This is a genomic window from Streptomyces sp. CNT372 (assembly GCF_000377145.1).
Map to the genome: position 1 here is coordinate 54435 of NZ_KB897787.1, position 16410 is coordinate 70844.

At 74.3% G+C, this 16410-nt stretch carries 12 protein-coding genes; 4 read left to right on the plus strand and 8 right to left on the minus strand.

Annotated elements, in window-relative coordinates; translation table 11 throughout:
- Positions 1-123 precede the first annotated feature (123 nt).
- Positions 124-2607, minus strand: coding sequence for a penicillin acylase family protein (locus C593_RS0122785; RefSeq protein WP_051093754.1), 2484 nt, complete (start codon positions 2605-2607; stop codon positions 124-126).
- Positions 2608-2811: 204 nt separating this feature from the next.
- Here C593_RS0122785 and C593_RS0122790 point away from each other — a divergent pair, with 204 nt between their 5' ends.
- Positions 2812-3126 carry a nuclear transport factor 2 family protein gene (locus C593_RS0122790; protein ID WP_018849638.1) on the plus strand — a complete coding sequence of 105 codons (315 nt, stop codon included), beginning with the start codon at positions 2812-2814 and terminating at the stop codon, positions 3124-3126.
- A 112-nt stretch (positions 3127-3238) separates the two neighbouring features.
- Here the strand turns inward: C593_RS0122790 and paaK are convergent, their stop codons facing one another.
- Positions 3239-4528 carry a phenylacetate--CoA ligase PaaK gene (gene paaK, locus C593_RS0122795; protein ID WP_018849639.1) on the minus strand — a complete coding sequence of 430 codons (1290 nt, stop codon included), beginning with the start codon at positions 4526-4528 and terminating at the stop codon, positions 3239-3241.
- Positions 4529-4843: 315 nt separating this feature from the next.
- Here paaK and C593_RS0122800 point away from each other — a divergent pair, with 315 nt between their 5' ends.
- Entirely contained in the window at positions 4844-5059 is a 216-nt protein-coding gene (locus tag C593_RS0122800) for a DUF397 domain-containing protein (protein WP_037746813.1), read from the plus strand.
- Positions 5060-5195: 136 nt separating this feature from the next.
- Here the strand turns inward: C593_RS0122800 and C593_RS0122805 are convergent, their stop codons facing one another.
- A complete protein-coding gene (locus C593_RS0122805; RefSeq protein ID WP_018849641.1) occupies positions 5196-5591 on the minus strand; it encodes a hypothetical protein in 396 nt (131 codons plus the stop codon).
- A gap of 190 nt (positions 5592-5781) precedes the next feature.
- On the opposite strand from C593_RS0122805, the gene C593_RS0122810 reads away from it, so the two are divergent.
- Positions 5782-6282, plus strand: a complete 501-nt coding sequence (locus C593_RS0122810; protein WP_018849642.1) for a hypothetical protein — start codon at positions 5782-5784, stop codon at positions 6280-6282.
- Positions 6283-6334: 52 nt separating this feature from the next.
- Here the strand turns inward: C593_RS0122810 and C593_RS0122815 are convergent, their stop codons facing one another.
- Positions 6335-8566, minus strand: coding sequence for a terpene synthase family protein (locus C593_RS0122815; protein WP_018849643.1), 2232 nt, complete (start codon positions 8564-8566; stop codon positions 6335-6337).
- 505 nt (positions 8567-9071) lie between these two features.
- Positions 9072-10196, minus strand: coding sequence for an aminoglycoside phosphotransferase family protein (locus tag C593_RS0122820; protein ID WP_026277986.1), 1125 nt, complete (start codon positions 10194-10196; stop codon positions 9072-9074).
- Positions 10197-10431: 235 nt separating this feature from the next.
- On the opposite strand from C593_RS0122820, the gene C593_RS0122825 reads away from it, so the two are divergent.
- Complete coding sequence (locus C593_RS0122825; RefSeq protein ID WP_018849645.1) at positions 10432-11925, plus strand: DNA-binding protein NsdB; 1494 nt, start codon at positions 10432-10434, stop codon at positions 11923-11925.
- A gap of 98 nt (positions 11926-12023) precedes the next feature.
- Here the strand turns inward: C593_RS0122825 and C593_RS0122830 are convergent, their stop codons facing one another.
- The 3 genes from C593_RS0122830 to C593_RS0122840 all read right to left on the minus strand — a co-directional run bounded on the left by C593_RS0122830 (position 12024) and on the right by C593_RS0122840 (position 16346).
- The gene (locus tag C593_RS0122830; RefSeq protein WP_018849646.1) at positions 12024-13490 is read right to left on the minus strand and encodes a SpoIIE family protein phosphatase; all 1467 of its coding nucleotides are present in this window, start codon (positions 13488-13490) and stop codon (positions 12024-12026) included.
- Between the two features lie 191 nt (positions 13491-13681).
- On the minus strand, positions 13682-14296 hold the full coding sequence (locus tag C593_RS0122835) for a GNAT family N-acetyltransferase (protein WP_018849647.1): 615 nt from the start codon (positions 14294-14296) through the stop codon (positions 13682-13684).
- On the minus strand, positions 14289-16346 hold the full coding sequence (locus tag C593_RS0122840) for a penicillin acylase family protein (RefSeq protein WP_018849648.1): 2058 nt from the start codon (positions 16344-16346) through the stop codon (positions 14289-14291). Before C593_RS0122840 ends, C593_RS0122835 begins: the two co-directional genes overlap by 8 nt.
- Between the last annotated feature and the right edge of the window lie 64 nt (positions 16347-16410).

A 16410-nucleotide genomic window follows, 5' to 3' on the forward strand; every position in this document is an offset into this window, starting at 1 on the left:
TGAAACTTTCTTGCCGAGTCCCTGGACTGTCAACCACCCGAGCAGATGTGACGGAACGTCAGCGCACGCCGACGGGGGCGGGGTGCGCCTCGCCGCACCCCGCCCCCGCCGCTGCCGGCCGGCTCAGCGCCGTTCGCGCACGCGCACCACCTCCAGCGCCGGCGAGGAGAGGATGTCCCGCTCGCAGAACCGCGCGGTCACCCAGCGCTCACCCGCGTACAGCGCGGTCTGGTCCCGGTAGTGGTCCGAGGCCGGGTTCGAGGACTGCGCGTAGGTGAGCAGGGTGCGCGCCACCGGGCAGCGCCCGCCGTCCCAGCCCACCGCCTGGATGTGGCTGGACCCGGCCGCGACCTCCCGGTACCCGCCCCGGCCCGTGTCCCACACCGCCTCGGTCTTGTTCCAGACGCCCAGGCTCTCCGTCCCGCCGTGCACGGGGTACGTCTTCCCGCCCCGCTCCACCGACTGGTGCCGCCCGAGCGGCGCGTCCAACGCGATCCCCGCGGCGCGGAGTTCACCGACCGCGGCGGTCAGCGCAGCCGCGAAGCCGGGCGCGGCCGTGTTCAGGGTGTTCGGCGTGGTCACCGGCTCGGCCGCCGAGAACGGCGTGCGCCACAGCTCCGCCGCCGGGACCGAGGCCGTGAGCTTGCGCCAGAACCGGTCGAAGAGCAGGGCGCCCCGGCTGCCGGTGTCCATCCGCCCGTCCCACCGCTGAAGCACTCCGCACGCATCGGTGAGCCCGGGCAGGTCACGGCAGGCCCGGACGGTGTCGGCGCGGGCCAGGTCCGCCGCGGGCACCCGGTTGGCGAACTGCTGCCGCGTCAGGTCCCGTACCGTCAGCCCGCCCCGGTCCGCCATCGCGGCCACGTCCTCGACCGCACCGCGCGTCCGCAGCGAGCGCGGTGTGCCGACGTTCCCGAAGACCCTCTCGTAGCCGGTCACCGGCGTGTCGGCGTTCGCCAGCCACGCGCTGTCGTTGGAGTTCTCCGCGTACGGGGCGTCCCGGAGCACCGGCATCCGCGAGGGGCCGAAGATGCCCGGCTGCACCGCGTCCCGGTCCCGGCCGAGCGCGCACTCCCCGCGGGCGCCGTCCAGCACCGCCACCCCCGCGAGCGGGTAGGTGAGCCGCCCGAGTGGCGTCGAGCACCGGGCGGCCAGCTCGTCCGTGATGCGGGGCAGCACCTGCGACTGCGTGAACAGCGAACCGCCCGACGCGTCCGCCGCGATCGTGTTCACCCACGGCAGCCCCTGGGTGCGGCGCAGCCCCCGCTCGATGTCCCCCGTGGACCGCGCCCGGGAGAACGCCAAAGCCGTGTCCGCGGCCCGCAGATTGGCCGCGTTGGGGTCGTGCAGCGCGTACGCGGTCGTCGCGGACCACGGCAGCGGCAGGGCCGGGCCGAGGGAGGTGACGACCGGGCCGTAGCGGGTCCAGTACTGGGTCCGGGTCACACGCGGCCCGTCCTGCACCGGCACGGTCACGGTCCGCCGGGTCATCCGCTCCCGCTTGCCGTCGACCGTGTACACCGTGGGGTCGGCGGGGTCCAGGGTCAGCTGGTGGACGCTGAGCGGGACACCGGTCGCCACCGTATGGCTCCAGGCGACCCTCTCGTTGAAGCCGATGCTGATGCCCACCGTCCCGAGCAGCGAGGCGCCCGAGACGTTCAGCTCACCGGGAATGGTCTGCTGCGACTGCCAGAAGCGGCGGCCGCCGTGCCAGGGGTAGTGCGGGTTGCCCAGCAGCAGCCCCCGCCCGCTCGCCGTCACCTCCCCGCTGAACGCGACGGCGTTCGACCCCATGTCGGCCTCCGCCGGGTCGAACGCCTTCCGGGCGGCCTCGGCCCACGCCCGCTCCCCGGGCCCACGGGTCCCAGGAGCCGCGCCCGCGCCGGTGTTCCGCTGCGGGCCGGGCGCGGTGGCGGCGGCGGGCGGCTGGGCGGTGGCGGTGGGCGGATGGGCGGCGGTGATGCCGTCGACGGCCCGGCCCTGGCCGCCGAGCACCGAGACGGCGTACCCCCGCCGGGCGACGTCCAGCGCCGTCACCGGACCCACCCACGCGGCGCGCCGGCAGGCGGGGTCGGTGATCCGGTTCTGCCGCAGCCAGGCGTTGTAGCCGGCCGCCCAGCCGCGCATCAGCTCCTTCACGTCCCGGCCGGGCCCGGCGGGCGCCGGGGTGGCGAGCAGTCTCTCCACCGTCCGGGCCTCGCGCACGCCCCGGAAGTACAGGTCGCTGCCGAGATTCGTGCTCGCCGACGACAGGGCGGCGTCGGGCGGCCCGTCCGGCCCGAAGTGGCGCGAGCGCTCACCGCGCACCGTCACGAACCCCTCCGCGAGCACGCACACCTGGTCGGCGGCCTGTGCCCAGCCGGTGCCGAAGCCCAGCTCGGCGTAGCCGCGGGCCAGGATGTGCGGGACGCCGTACTCGGTGTAGCGGATGACGGCGGACAGCCCGCCACCGGAGGGGTGCCGGTCACGGCCGTCGGCGGCGGCCGGTGGTGAGAGCGCGGTCGCGACGGTGGCCAGGGCGACCCCGGCCAGGGCGAGCGGCCGGAAGCGGGTCCGGAACAACAACGTGCCTCCCAACAGGACTGCGGGCGGGGCGAGTCGGACCATGCAGTCAGCCCCCGGGCGCTCTGTCAACCGTCCGGTCGGTATCCGGCCGCGGTGGCACGGGTCCCGTGCGGCGGACGGCCCCGGCGCGCTCGCGGCGTGGCCGTCACCCGGTACCGGGAGGGCGCGGGCGCCGTACAACAGGCCGGGGCCGCGCGCCGCGCCGATACTGAGGGGACGAGCGTCCAGCTCCGAAGGAGGAGACCCATGCCCGCTCAGCCCACCGACCCCGCCGTCGCCGCTTTCGTGGACGCCGTCAACGCAGGCGACCGCGAGGCGTTCCACGCCGTGCTCACGGAGAACGCGACGATGTCGGACGACGGTTCCGAGCGCGACCTCGAAGCCTGGACCGACAAGGAGATGTTCTCCTCCAACGGGCGCATCGAGATCGAGGAGACCGGCCCCGACGGGCGCTCGTTCACCGCGCTCTACACCAACGACACCTGGGGCGGGATGCGCACCCGCTGGGCGTTCACGGTCACGGACGGCAAGGTCAGCCGCTTCGAGACCGGCCAGGCGTAGCGGCCCCCGGCAGCCGGGCCGGGGGCCGGTACCTGGCCGGCCACCGTCCCGCCCCGGCCCCGACCCGGCACGGCCTGACCCCGGCCCGGCCGGGTTCGGCGGCCCGGTGGTCTCAGCTCTCGCGCAGGTCCACGATCCGCCGGATCTTGCCGACCGAGCGTTCCAGGGTCTCCGGGTCCACGATCTCCACCGCCACCGAGACCCCGATTCCGTCCTTGACGGCGCCCGCCAGGGCCCGGGCCGCCTCGGTGCGCTGGTCCGGGGTGGCCGCCGCGCGGGCCTCGGCGCGCACGGTCAGTGCGTCGAGCCGCCCCTCGCGGGTCAGCCGCAGCTGGAAGTGCGGCGCGAGGTGGGGCGTGCGGAGCACGAACTCCTCGATCTGCGTCGGGAAGAGGTTCACCCCGCGCAGGATCACCATGTCGTCGCTGCGGCCCGTCACCTTCTCCATCCGCCGGAACGGCCGCTCCGTGCCCGGCACCAGCCGGGTCAGGTCCCGGGTGCGGTAGCGGACGACGGGCATGGCCTCCTTGGTGAGCGAGGTGAACACCAGCTCGCCCTCCTCGCCGTCGGGCAGCACCCCGCCGGTCAGCGGGTCGACGACCTCGGGGAGGAAATGGTCCTCCCACACGTCGAGAAGGCCGTCCTTGGCGGTGACGAACTCCTGCGCCACCCCCGGCCCGATCACCTCCGAAAGCCCGTAGATGTCGACCGCGTCGATCGCGAAACGCTCCTCGATCTCCCGCCGCATCTCCTGCGTCCACGGTTCCGCGCCGAAGACACCCACCCGCAGGGAGGTGCCGCGCGGGTCGACGCCCTGGCGCTCGAACTCGTCCAGCAGGGTCAGCATGTACGAGGGCGTGACCATGATGATCTCGGGGCGGAAGTCCTGGATCAGCCGCACCTGGCGGGCGGTCATGCCTCCGGAGGCGGGGACGACCGTGCAGCCGAGCCGCTCGGCGCCGTAGTGCGCGCCGAGGCCGCCGGTGAACAGCCCGTAGCCGTAGGCGACATGGACGGTGTGGCCCGGCCGGGCGCCCGCGGCGCGCAGCGAGCGGGCCACCACCTCGGCCCAGGTGCCGAGGTCGCGCTCGGTGTAGCCGACCACCGTCGGCTGTCCGGTGGTCCCGCTGGACGCGTGGATGCGGCGCACCCGCGAGCGGTCGACGGCGAACATCCCGAAGGGGTAGTGGTCCCGCAGATCCGACTTGGCGGTGAACGGGAACCGGGCCAGGTCGGCGAGCGTACGGCAGTCCTCCGGGCGCAGCCCCGCCGTGTCGAAGGCGGCACGGTAGTAGGCGACGTTCTCGTAGGCGTGCCGCAGGGTGGCTTGCAGCCGCTCCAGTTGGAGGGCCTGCAACTCCGCGCGCCCGAGCCGTTCCGCCGCGTCCCGCAGGTCCGTCATCCGCTCGCTCCCGTTCCGGCGTGTCACGACGGGCGGGCGACCGATCATTCGGTCGCCGCCGTGGGGATCAGTTACTCAACCCGCGCGCGCGTCCGTCAAGGGATCGGGCCCCATCAGGCCGGCCATCCCCGGCCGTGGCGGAGCGGCGCACGCGGGTGCCGACGAGGAGAGGGCGTGCGGAGGGCGTGCGTCCGCTCGCCGTGCCGGACACGTCCCGTGCCCTGTCCGTCACACCCCGGCGTCGCTACGCTGGCCCACGAGCCGTTGCGGGAGGAGCAGGACGTGACCGACAGCACCATCACCAGCACCGCGCAGATGCCGTCCGGCTGGGACAAGCCGGAGCTCGACCTGAGCGCCGCCGACTGGCGGTCGGGCAGCCAGGGGGCGGGTGACGTCCAGATCGCCTTCGTCGAGGGGTTCGTCGCCCTGCGGAACGCCTCGCGGCCGGAGAACCCGTCGCTGATCTTCACCCCGGCCGAGTGGCACGCGTTCGTGCTCAACGCGCGTGACGGGGAGTTCGACCTCACCTGACCGTGCCCGCCCGCCGAGCCGCCTGTCCACGCCGGCCCGGGGTCGGCGGAGCCGGGCGGTCCGGGCCCGCGCCGGGGGCTGGACCCCGCTCCGCGCCGGAACGGCCCCCGTCCGGGCCCGTTCCGGCGCGCAGCCGTCAGGCCGAGGTCGGGGTCGCCTGCTGGCCCGCCCCCGTGGCCGTGCCCGGGCGTTCGATCGCCTGACGGGCGTGCTCGCCCGGGGCGCGGCCCGTGAGGGAGGAGACCGGCGCGGTGCCCGGGAGCTGCTGGCCCCGGTCCGGCGCGGTGCCCGGCGCCGGGGACGACGCCGCCGCGTGCATCGCCGCGCGCCCCCGCAGCCGCTGCCCCGCCGCCTCGTCCAGAGTGACCGGCCGCTCCAGCCGGGCGGCCAGCCGGCCCGCCTCCCGGCCGAGCGCCGCCACGTCCTCCCACGGCAGCCGGACGACGAGGCGGACCTCCGCCTCCCCGTCGGGAAGGGCCTGGACCGAAGGGCCGACCGGGACCGGGCCGACCGGGCTGACGCTGTCGTTCATGGGCTGTTCCTCACCTGTGGGGTACGGGCGCGGCCGGGGAACCGCCGCGGGGCGCTGCTCCTCGTGGGAAGCCGGTCGCGCCCACTGGTACGCGCCCCGGATCCCCGGCGTTCACCCGGCGGCGGCACGGCTCCGGGAGCCGTCCGGCCCCGGCTCGGCCGGGCCCCGTCCGCCACGTACCATGGCGGTTATGTCGTTTCTCCGCCGCCGCAGCGCCGCCACACCCGCGGGTCCGGACTTCGATGTCCTGGCCATGGACCCGGGGGACTGGCCCGGGAACCTGGGCGCGGGTCTGCTGCCCGCCCCCGACGGCACCTGCCAGGGCGTGTTCCTGCGGTACGACCTCTTCGGCGGCCGCGGCCCCGCGATGATCATCGGCAATCTGCCCGAGGGCTCCCCGGCGCGCGAGGTCGAGGAGGGGGAGATCCCCTTCGAGGTCGCCCAGCTCCTGATCGCCCTGGAGAACGACGAGCCCGTCCATGTCACCGGCGTCGAGGACACCCCGGTGATGCAGGGCGACAACCTGCTGATCGTCCGGCGGATCAAGCTCTCCGAATCGCGTATCTCCTGCGTCCAGTTCGACCGCAGCGACAACGTCCTGGTGACCATCGCGAGCTGGGACCGGCCGATCACCGACGACCTCTACGCACTGCTCAAGCCGCTGCCCGCGGAGCTGTTCCAGCAGGCGTGACGCCCTGCCGACGGGCCCCGCGCACACCGCGCGGGGCCCGTCGGCGCACCGGCTACACCCCGGCCGCGTGCGTCCCGGCCGCCGTCGCCTGCGCGGGCAGCGTCAGACGGAAGGCCGAGGTCCCGAGGCCCGAGGGCACACCCAGCCGGGAGGGCAGCGTGACCCCGCCCCGCAGATCCTCCTCACGGTAACGGCGCGTCCCCCGGTGCCAGTTGAGGATCCCCGCGAGCCAGTCCTCCAGCTCCCGCACATACGCGCCCAGCGCCTCGCGGGCCGCGCCGTCCAGGCCGAAGTCCTCGCAGAGCACCGGAAGTTCGTGCTCCTTGACATGCAGGAACTCCCGCAGCCGCGACTCCATCAGATCGGCGGTCATCGCCGCCGCCGTCGGGTAGTCGCAGTCGAAGAAGGTCTGCACCACCAGCACCGCGTTGTGGACCTCCCCCTCGTACTCGATCTCCTTCTGGTAGGAGAACAGGTCGTTGAGGATGCACGCGTAGTCCATCGCCGCGTGCTCCAGGCTCTCGATCGTGCCGCTCGTCAGCACCCCCGGCGGCAGCGCGTTCCCGTGACGCAGGCGGGCCAGGCTCATCGTCATGTCCGAGCCGAAGGTCAGCCGGCGCATCTCGATGTAGTCCACCGGGTCGGGGACCCGGTGCTGGGCCTGGTTGTGCAGCTCCCACAGCCAGCTGTCGAGCATCAGCTCCACGGTCCGCCGAAGGGCGGCGCGCGCCGCCTCCGGCATCGGCTCCGCCGTGCGCGCCCACAGGTCGGCGAGGCTGCGCTCCATCGGGGAGACCGCCAGGGCCGCACCCGCCGCCGGGTCCTCGACGGGCATGCACTCCTTGAGGCGCTCGGTCGCGGCCTTCGCCCCCAGCAGGTCGCGCGGCCGGCCGTAGACCACCGGGTAGTAGTCGTCGCCGTAGGTGCCCCAGGTCAGCCACTCGGCGCTGAGCGTCAGCTCCTCCACTGTGGCGTCCGGGTCCAGGCCGGCCGAGCAGAGGGCGAAGTCGTAGCCCGCGCACTTGCGTTCGTCCCAGATGTCGTCCAGCAGGCCCATGCGCCCCGCCCAGGCGACCGACTCGGCCCGGGCGTCCGCGTGGTGGGGGCTGAGGGAGAGCGGGAAGGGCAGCGCGAAGTCGGGCAGCAGGGACGGTCCGACCTGCCGGGGCCGGTGGGTCAGGGTGCGCAGCCGAGCCGCCGCGGGCCGGCCGAACACGTTCCGGATGTCGAGCGCGGACATGCCCAGCGCGGACATGCCCGGCGCGCCCGCCCCCGCCGCCGCCCCGTCGGTCAGGCCCTCGTTCATGTAGCGGCTGGAGCGCATGTGCCACTCGTGCCCGCCGGACTGCCAGTCCTGGAGCCCCTTCGTGTACGCGGCGACCGCGGCGCACTCCGCCGGGCCCAGGCCCTTCTCCACGCAGAGGGCGGGGACCTCGGTCAGGGCCGTGTTCTCGAACTGCTGCACCCGGGAGGTCAGCAGGTCGTTCACGGCCTCGGCCGCCTCCTGGGTGGTGCAGCCGAGGAAGTGCTCCAGCACCAGGACACCGTTGCTGTTCTCGCCCTCGTCCTCCACCTCGCGCTGGTAGGAGAAGAGGTCGTTGCGCAGGTGGACGCCGTCGGAGAAGGTGTCGCGCAGCACCCGCAGGGGGCGGGAGCGGGCCACCTGCTCCGGCACCTCGGCCCCGGCCGCGTACTCCACCAGACCGGCCGACCAGGGGGCGCCGCCCACCTTGCGGCGCATCTCGATGTACTCCACCGGATTGGCGATCCGGCCCTCGTTGATGTTGGACAGCTCCCACAGGGACTCGTTGAGCAGGTTCTCCGTCGCCACCGCGAACCGGGCGCGCCAGGCGGGGGACATGGCCGGCACGGTGCGCGCCCACAGGTCCGCGAGACCGGCCTCCACCGGGTTCTCCGGTTCGGGCAGGGCCTGACCGTCCGTCATCGGCATGAACGCCGGGAGCCGGTCCAGATACGCCTTGCCGCCCGCCCGGTCCCGGGTGCGCTTGAACAGCTCCAGGAAGTGGTCGTCGAAGAAGAAGACCCACACGTACCAGTCGGTGACCAGGCTCAGGGCCTCGGCGTCGCAGTCGGGGTGGGTGTAGGCGCACAGCAGCGCGTAGTCGTGCGACTGGAGGTCGCTCTCCTCCCAGACGCCGGACCCCTCCAGCATGCCCATCCGCCGGGCCCACCCGGTCGTGTGCCGCCGCGCCTCGTCGACGTGCGGATTGAGCCTGGCCGGGTGGGGGACGTAGAAGTCCGGCAGTGTGAACGGCTGTGCCATCTGAGTACAGGGCCTTTCGACGACGGCCGCGCACGGTGGCGCGGCCCCTTCGGGTCGGCGGAGCCCTACCCTTCGCCCAAGTGGCGCACGCATCAGGGCGAATAGTCATATGAGCGACGCGCGAGGGTTCCTGGGGCGTCGGGACGCCCCTCCGCCGTCGGTCACCCGTGCGTCCGCGGCCCTCACGAGCGCGACCCGGTGCCCGAACGGGAGCTCGTGTTGGTCCACCCGCCCGCACGCCACCCGGTGGACGGATGTGTCGAACGTGGGTGCGTACAGGTACTCGCCCCGCACCGGCCCTGGACCGCTGCCCCGTCTCCAGGCGGTACGGCAACGGCGCGGGCTCCCCCCCCGGCACCCCGGCCGGATCCCCCCGCCGCCCCGGCCGGACCAGGTCCGGCCTGCTCCGGGAACGCGACAGCGCGCCGCGCGCCCGATGTGTGCCGTCGCACACCGGACGCGCAGCGCGCTTCTCCTCACGACGCCACCGGGTGGCGCCCGGCGGTCAGCGGGTGCCGACCGCCGCGCGCACCGCCCGGCGGGCCAGTGCGCAGTCGTCGTGCAGCCGGCGCAGCAGCAGCCGCTGCTCCTCCCCGGCCGCCGGTCCCGCCGGGGCGGGCTGACCACCGGTCACCGGCGGCGCCTCCCGCATGGTGCGCTGGACGGCCGTCTCGTAGTGACGGATCTCCCGCGTCAGCACCAGCATCAGGTTGACCAGGAACGCGTCCCGGGCCGCGTGGCCCTGACGGTGGGCCAGCCGGATGATCTCCCGCCGGGCCGTGGGGTCGTCTCCGAGGACCGACCACAGGGTGGCGAGGTCGTAGCCCGGCAGGTACCAGCCCGCGTGCTCCCAGTCCACCAGCACCGGACCGGTCGGCGACAGCAGGATGTTGGAGAGCAGGGCGTCGCCGTGGCAGAACTGCCCCAGCCCCTGCCGTCCGCCCGCCTGCGCCAGACCGTGCAGCAGCTTCTGCAGGTCCCCGAGGTCACGGTCGGTGAACAGACCCAGCTCGTGGTAGCGCGAGATCCGCGAACCGTAGTCGAGCGGGGCCTCGAACATCCCGGCCGGCGGACGCCAGGTGTTCAGCCGGACGACGGCGCCCAGCGCGGCGAGCACGTCGGCGCGCGGCGGGGCCTCGAACGGATGCCGGGTCAGCGCCGCCGGGCGCCCCGCCATCCGCTCGATCACGAGCGTGCAGTTCTCCGGGTCGGCGGCGATCAGCCGCGGCACCCGGACCGGCGGCCGGTGCCGGACGAACGCACGGTAGGACGCTATTTCGTGCCGCAGCCGCTCGGCCCACGCCGGCGAGTGGTCCAGTAAGCACTTCGCCACGGCCGTGGTGCGCCCGGTCGTCCCGACGATCAGCACGGACCGTCCGCTGCGCCGCAGGACCTGCACGGGCTGGAACTCCGGGCAGATCCGGTGGACCGAGGTGACGGCCTTGCGCAGTTGCGCGCCCTGGGGTCCGGACAGGTCGAGCCTCCCGCTGAGCGGCCGGCCGGGCGCGGCGGCGGGCCGTCGGGCCCGGCCGCCCTGTGCGGGGACGGGGAACGGTCCGGAGCCGGCCGGCGCGGCGGTGCGCTGCTGGAGCCGGGGCGGGGCGGACACGGAGGACGATGCTGTGTACATGGTCGTGACAGATCCCTTCGTGCGCCGACAAGTTGCGCGCGCTCCCCGCCTCATATGCCAGAGGCAGCACCCTGGGGAATGTGCCCCGGCGGACGGGGCGGGGTGGCGCATTCCTACCTGACACCCCGTCGCGGGTGGCACACCATCTGGCGCACCCTGGCGAACCCTGGCGAATAGTCGCCAGGCCCGTGACAGGCCGTTACTGTCAACTCAGCCGAGAACCTGGGGGCTTGACGTGAGCGGAGTACCCAACACCCGCCTCAGCGACCTGTTCGGTCTGACCGGCTGGTCCAAGGGCGAACTCGCGAGACTCGTGAACCGGCAGGCGGCGGCCATGGGCCATCCGCAGCTGGCGACCGACACCTCGCGCGTACGGCGCTGGATCGACATGGGGGAGTCCCCGCGCGATCCCGTGCCCAAGGTGCTGGCGGCGCTGTTCACCGAGCGGCTCGGTCGTGTCGTGACCATCGAGGACCTCGGGTTCGCACGGAGCGGACGAGCAGGGAAGCGGCGGGACGTGCAGGGGGCGGACAACCCCGACGGCCTGCCGTGGGCGCCCGACCGTACGGCGGCGGTCCTCACCGAATTCACGGGAATGGACCTCATGCTCAACCGACGCGGCCTGGTGGGCGCGGGCGCGGCACTCGCCGCGGGCTCAGCACTCAGCAGCGCCATGCACGACTGGCTCAAGACCGACCCCGCACTCTCCCAGGACCCCGCCCGCTCCGCCGGCCTGCTGAACGCCGACCCCGCCGGGTACGACCGCTACGAGGCCGCCCCCATCGGCTCGCAGGAGATCGACGCCCTGGAGCGCTCCGTGGAGGTGTTCCGCGCCTGGGACGCCGCCCGCGGCGGCGGCCTCCAGCGCAAGGCGGTCGTGGGCCAGCTCAACGAGGTGGGCGGCATGCTCGCCTACCGTCACCCCGACCATCTCCAGCGCCGCCTCTGGGGCGTCGCCGCCAACCTCGCGGTCCTCGCCGGGTGGATGTCCCACGACGTGGGCCTGGAGCCCACCGCCCAGAAGTACTTCGTGATCGCCGCGCACGCCGCACGCGAGGGCGGCGACCGCCCCCGCGCGGGCGAGGCACTCTCCCGCGCGGCCCGCCAGATGGTGCACCTCGGCCGGCCCGACGACGCACTGGACCTGATGAAGCTCGCCAGGTCCGGCTCGGGGGAGCAGACCCTGCCCCGCACCCGGGCCATGCTGCACACCATCGAGGCATGGGCCCAGGCGTCCATGGGCCGCGGGCAGGCGATGCGCCGCACCCTCGGCGAGGCCGAGGACCTGTTCGTCTCCGACAAGGGCGACGTCCCGCCGCCCAGTTGGATGCAGATGTTCGACGAGGCGGACCTGCACGGCATGCAGGCCCTGGCCTACCGCACCCTCGCCGAGCACGACCCCTCCGCCGCCGCCATCGCCCAGCGGCACGCCAAGCAGGCCCTGGCGCTGCGCGAGGGCGGCCGGCAGCGCTCCAAGATCTTCGACTACATCTCGCTGGCCTCGGCCTGCTTCATCGCCGACGACCCCGAGCAGGCGGACCGCTACGCCCGCCTGGCCCTGGTGTCGATGGGGGAGACCTCCTCGCACCGCACCTGGGACCGGCTGCGCGAGATGTACCGGCTCACCAGCCAGTACGCGGGATACGCGAAGATCGAGGACCTGCGCGAGGAGATCGCCGTCGCCCTGCCGTCGCAGCCGGGCCCCGACCGCCGGAGCACCCCCGTGTGACGGCGCCCCGGCCCCGCCGCCGGCGGGCTGTTCATGTGCCCGGCCCCGGGACTGCTGCCCATGGGCGCGCCCCCGGTGATCCCCGCGCCCGTCCGTCCCTACGCGGTGACCCTGGCGACCAGCACGCAGGCGTCGCCCTCCCGCTCGCCCTGACCCATCTCCTCCACCACCACCCGGACGCAGTCCTGCGCGTCCCGGGTGTCCGTGAGCCGGGCTGCCAGTGCCGTCAGCCGGTCCTCACGGGTTCCGCGGTCGTCGCGGTCGGCCACGCCTTTCGTGGCCTCCCCCCCGAACCCGCCCGTGTGCAGCACCAGTACGTCCCCGGGCTCCAGCACGACCTCGGCCTCCTCGAACACCGCGGCCCCGGTCGCGCCGAGCAGGATGCCCCCCGGGGCGGCCAGTTCGCGTCCCGTCCCCCCACGGAAGAGCACGGGGGCGGGGTGTCCGGCCTGCGCCCAGCGCAGCAGCCGCGTCGCGGGCTCGTAGCGGCAGCACAGGGCGCTGCCCAGGGCGGGCTGGGTGGCGGCGTCGAGCAACTGGTTGAGGTGGCCCATCAGCGGACCGGGCCGCAGCCCGGCCACCGCCATCCCGCGCAGCGCGCCCAGCAGCATCGCCATCGAGGAGGTGGCGGTCACCCCGTGACCGGTGAGGTCGCCGGTGCTCAGCAGGGAGTCGCCGCCGGGGAGCTGGAGGGCGTCGTACCAGTCGCCGCCGATCAGGGCGCCGTCCGAGGAGGGGAGGTAGTGGGCGGCGACGTCGAGCGAGGCGGGGCCCTGGTCGGAGAAGCGGAGGGAGCCGCGCCAGGGCGGCAGTACGGCTTCCTGCATCTCCACGGCGAGCCGGCGCTCGGTGCGCTCCACGTGCTGCCGGCGCTGGAGGGTGTCCCGGCTCTCGCGGACCGCCCGTTCGGTGCGGCGCAGTTCGCTGACGTCGCGCAGCACCGCCCACATCGCGGCCGTGGAGCCGTCCGGGTCGAGGACGGGCTCGCCCATCATGTGCACGGTCCGCACCCGGCCGTCCGGCCGGACCATCCGGAACTCCCCGTCGATGGGCCGGCCGTCGACCAGGCAGTCCGTCACCATCGCGGTGAGCAGGGCCTGGTCGTCGGCGAAGACGAGGGCGGGCAGCTCGTCGAGGGACATCGGCCCGGCGGACGGGTCACGGCCGAGGATGCGGTACAGCTCGTCGGACCAGGTCACCTCGTCGGTGAGCAGGTTCCACTCCGCGCTGCCCACCCGGCTGAGCAGCGAGCCGGGGTGCGCCGCCGCGTCCGCCTCGTAGGGGGCCAGGGGCTCGGTGCGGCCGGTGCCGGGCGGCTCCGCCGGGGCGGCCGGCCGTCCCTCCCGGAGCTGGTCCAGATGGCTGCCCAGATCGTCCAGTTGATGCACCGCCAGGTCGTACAGCGCGCGCTGCCAGCGGCCCCGGGGGTCGTCCTCCGAGCCGAGGGTGTCCTGGCGCACGGCGTCGACGTCCCCGCGCAGCCGGCGGGTACGGGTGATCAGCGCGTCCACCGCGCCGCGCTCGGGCGGGTGGGGAGGGCGGTCCGCGGACACATGGGGCGGCATGTCGTACTCCGATACAGGCGCGGTCTCGGCCGGGGCGGGAACAGGGACCGGCTACGACTGTCGCACAGGCGCCGAGGTGCCGTAAGGCGTTTGGCAACACTCGATCCGGTGGTGCCGAAGGCATATGTCACAGGCCCGGCGGGAGTTTCGGCCGCCCGTTCGGGCACCTTCTCCCGCCGGGTGACACGCGGTCAGGCCGGCTGCCCCGCCGCACCCCGCCCGCCCCGCAACGCCCGCTCGTACGTCTCCCGCCCGAAGAAGGCCAGCTGCGCCCGCTTCTCCGGCTTGTCCACGACCGGCCCCAGCTCGAACCCGGCGCGCACCATGCGCCGCACGGCCTTCTCGTTGCGCGCGTCCGGCTCGACCACGATGCGCAGATGCTTCTCGTCCCGGAAGCAGTACGGGAGCAGGGCGCCCATCAGGGCACCGGTGAACCCCGGGCGCGGAGCCCCCTCGGCGGGGGCCAGCAGCAGATGGACGCCGAAGTCGCCCGGCAGCACCTCGTAGCACTCGCCGATCGGGTCGGCGTCCGGCTCATAGGTCTGGAAGAGGCAGACCGGCACATCGTCCAGGTGCACCAGGAAGGCGTGGTGACTGGGCAGGGAGTCGACGTACGCGTAGATCTCCCGCACGTCCTCGACGCTGTGGTCGAGCATGCCCCAGAACCGCGACCGCTCCTGGGTCACCCAGCCGTGCACCAGAGCGGCGTCGGCGGCGGGGTCCAGCGGCACGACGCGGACGGTGCCGAAGCCCTCCACGGGGTACTCGTGCACGGCCTCGCGGCGGTGGGCGGCGGTCTCAGACATCGTGCTTCTCCTCGGTCAGGGCGTCCCAGTCGCAGACCACGGGGACGAGTTCACCGGCCAGCCACAGCGGCAGCTGGTCGCGTCGATGGGGGTCGCCGGCCGCGCCGGAGGCGCCGAGCGGGACGATCCAGAGGCTGTCCTCGCGGCGGGCCAGGTCCCAGACGTAGCGGGTCGCCGGGCCGCGGGCGCTCAGATCGGTGATGCCGGGCACGCTGGACGTGGACAGCACGCAGTCGAAGTCGCCGCTGAGCGGGGGCCGTTCGGCGTCGTCCCCGGCGGGCAGCGCCTGCCACGGCACCAGCCGGTGGGTGTCGCCCCAGACCCCCGGCTCCCCGCCCTCGGCGGCCAGTTCCTCGACCGCCGCGCGCACCGCGCCGGGGGCGTCCAGTCCGGGCAGGGCGCCGGGAGAGAGCAGCTGCTCCAGGGCGTAGGCGATCCGGGGCACCGGTGCCAGCCACGGGTGGAACACCTCGGGGAGGTCGGCGGGCGCGGCCGTCAGCCGGGCGAGGGCGGGCCGGGCGGCGAGGACCAGCACCACCTTGGAGCGCAGGGCGGCGAACAGGGCGGCGCCGGCGCTGCCGGCGTCCATGCGCCGGTTCCAGGCCAGCAGCCGGCCGCGCAGCGCCTCGGCGCCTTCGCTCAGACCGGTCAGGCCGGCGAGCAGGTCCAGCAGCGGGGCGGCGGACCCGAGGAAGGTGTCGGTGTGGACACGGGTCATCTCCGCGCCGGTCCACCGCTCCTGTCCGTCCAGCAGCTCCCGGATGCGCGCGGCCCGGTGGCGGGGCGCGAACTCGACGCCCAGCGGCGCGGATATGCCACGCTGGTTTGCCATCACGGCCACCCCGTCCACGTCCTCGCGCGGCAGCGGCTCGTACGTCCCGTCCCAGTGGTACCGCTCGTCCCAGGCGGGCACCACGCGCAGCCGGTTCTCGGCGCGGCGGCGCGGCACCCGGCCGGCCACCCGGTGCAGCAGCCCGCCCTCGGTGTCGGCGGCCTGGACGACGTTGACGGGCTCCACCCAGCGGTCCGCGGCCCGGTCCACGTCCGCGACGGTACGCGCCCGCAGCAGCGGCAGCAGCGCGTCGAAGCCGATGCCGGCCCCGGCCCGCACGGGGCAGCGCAGGCTGATGCCCTCGCCCGCGCCGGGACCTCCGGCGATCAGCGGGCCGCGTTCGGTCTCCACGACCTCCACCTCGACGCTCCGCCCGCCGGCCACCTCGACCGTCTCGGTGCGGACCTGGGCCGGGCGCCATCCGTCGGGGCCGTACGCCTCCACGAGCGGGCCGCGTCTTCGCAGGCGCTCCCGGTAGAGGTCCTGGTAGTCCGCCATCGCGTTGGTGATGCCCCAGGCGACCGAGCCGGTGTGGCCGAAGTGCGCGATCCCCGGGATACCGGGCACGGCGATGCCGACCACGTCGAACTCCGGGCAGGCCAGGCGGATCTGCTGGTAGATGCCCGGGTCCTCGATGAAGCGGTGCGGGTCGCCGGCGATCAGGGCCCCGCCCGTCGCGGTGCGCGGGGCGGCGACCAGCCAGCCGTTGCTGCCGCAGGTGCCGGGCCCGTCGGTGGCGAACAGTCCGACGTGGTCCTCGCCCAGCGCGCGGACGACCTCCTCCCGCCACAGCTTGGTCGGGAAGCCGGCGAACAGGATGTGTGTCGCGATCCACACGGCCACGGGCGTCCAGGGCTCCCAGCGGCCGGGCGCGAGACCGGTGCGGGCGAACTCCGGGGACCGCGCGGCCCCCGCCGCGAGGCCCGTGTTGACGCCGTCGGTGTACCGGCCCATCCAGCGGGCGGTCTCCTCGTCCAGCGCCGCGTGGCAGCGGCGGGCCGTGTCGGCGATCAGCGACATCCGCGCGAAGCGGTCCCAGACCACGGCCGTCTCACCGAGGAAGGCGGCCGAGGTACCCTGCGCCCGGTGCCGGTCGACCTCCAGCTGCCAGGCCCGGTCGAAGGCGGCGTTGTACCCCTGGAGGAAAGCCAGTTCGTCCGGGCTGCCGGCCCGGAGGTGCGGGATGCCCCAGGGGTCCCGGAAGATCGCTCTGTTCACACTGTTTCCCGAATCTTTAGGTTAGGCTGACCTAACTTAGGACACAGTCGTTCGAGAAACAATT